Genomic DNA, 1,531 nt, shown 5'->3' with positions numbered 1-1,531 from the left:
GCCGGCTCCGGCCGGGCCCGCGCCGCGGCCGACAGGGCTCCCGCGCGCCGCCGCACGGTCTCCACGGCAGCGGCGTCCAGCAGTGCCGAGGCCGCGTCCTGCCCGTCCCGGGCACGCACGGGCGGCGCGGGCGCGCGCCGCGAGGTCCCGAGCAGAGCGGTCGTGACGAGCTCGTCCCAAGTGGTGGTCATGCGCTTGCCTTTCGCAGGACTGCGGCGGTGTCGGCGCCGCCGGCCGGGTTGTGTGTGGTTGCACGCCGTCGCGGCGGAGCGGGGCGGAGTGGGCCCAGGGGCTCTTGGGCCGCTGTTTCCGCCGCGGCGGGAGCGAGGCGCCGGCCCCGGCGGGGCGGGGCGGTAGGGGGTGCCCCCACCCCTGTGTTTCCGCCGCGGCGGTGCTCAGCCCCCACGGTCGTGGTCGGCGGTGCCGTGCCGGCCTCGGGTCGCTTGTCGGTGGTTGCGCGCCGTCGCGGCGGGAGTGAGGCGCCGGCCCCGGCCCCGGCGGAAAGGGGGGCCGGGCGCCCGGCAGGAGGGCGGGGGCGGGCGCCCGGTTCACGGGCTGCCCCGGGGGCTTAGAGCGGCACCGGCTCCGGGGCCCACGTCGTCAAGGGGACGACGCCCCCGTGGCCGTATTCCGCGAAGACCGTGACCGGGGCGCCGCCCGATATCGACGTCAGTTGCCACAGGCCCCGGCTGTCCCGCGCCCGCGGATCGATCGCGAGCGCGGACTCGCCGTTCGCGTCGGCCAGTTGCCAGCCGTTGACCTCCAGGGCCGGGGACGGGCCCGGCGGCGGAACCGGGATCACGTTTTCCAGGACGACCGGCCACGTCTCCGTCCAGGGGTCGTCGCGCAGGGCCTCGCCGTACGCCGCGAGGGCCGCCGTCACGCTGCCGCCCGGCGGCGGTCCGGGGCTCTCCGCGGGCGGCGCGTGGCGCGCGCCGAGCGCGGCGCGCAGGGGGCGGGCCGCCGGGTAGTAGACGAGGTCGGCGTCGACGGACAGGCCCACGGGCAGGGACAGTTCGGGCGCCCGCCCGGCCGCTCCGTAGGAGAGGAGCAGGGCCGTCCGGCCCGAGCCGCGTCCGTGGAGCCAGATGCGGCGCGTGGTCAGCCGGCCGTCGTCGCTGTCCCGCTGCGCCAGGACCAGCCAGTGGTCGCGGACCGCCGGCCCGGAGGCCAGCAGGGTCGCGGCGTCGGTCGTCAGACCGACCCGCGAACGCACCGTCGCGGCCAGCGGCTCCGGCAGATCTCCCAGGCGCAGCCAGCCCTGGTTGAGGGTGTGCAGCAAGGCGCACTCCTCCAGCAGCCGCCCCGCCCGGTCCGCCCCCGCCCCCCGCAGCGACCCCAACTCCCGTACGCGCGAAGCCAGCCCGGGCGCCTGGGCGTCGACCATGCGGGCCGCCGTCTCGTCCCACTGCCCGTACCCCGCGCCCTCCGCGGCCGCGAGCCCGCCGCGCAGCAGGTCCGCCAGCCGCTGCTCCAACTCCGTGACGCCCGCGGAGACTCGCGCGGCCCGGCGCTCCCCTCGCCGCCGGGC

At 79.0% G+C, this 1,531-nt stretch carries 1 protein-coding gene and 1 pseudogene; both read right to left on the bottom strand.

The genetic code is table 11. The annotated features are described in order from the left end of the window. Window positions 1-191: pseudogene (locus tag B7P34_RS35865) on the bottom strand (DUF5691 domain-containing protein); the annotation flags it as partial. 377 nt (window positions 192-568) lie between these two features. Further along, the coding region (locus B7P34_RS35860) for an SWIM zinc finger family protein (protein ID WP_223268609.1) at window positions 569-1,531 on the bottom strand (963 nt) is incomplete at its 5' end.

The sequence above is a fragment of the Streptosporangium nondiastaticum genome (genome assembly GCF_003011965.1).
GTDB classification, from domain to species: domain Bacteria; phylum Actinomycetota; class Actinomycetes; order Streptomycetales; family Streptomycetaceae; genus Streptomyces; species Streptomyces nondiastaticus.
The sequence above is the reverse complement of the archived record's forward strand: the minus strand, read 5'-3'. Positions and strand labels throughout refer to the sequence as shown.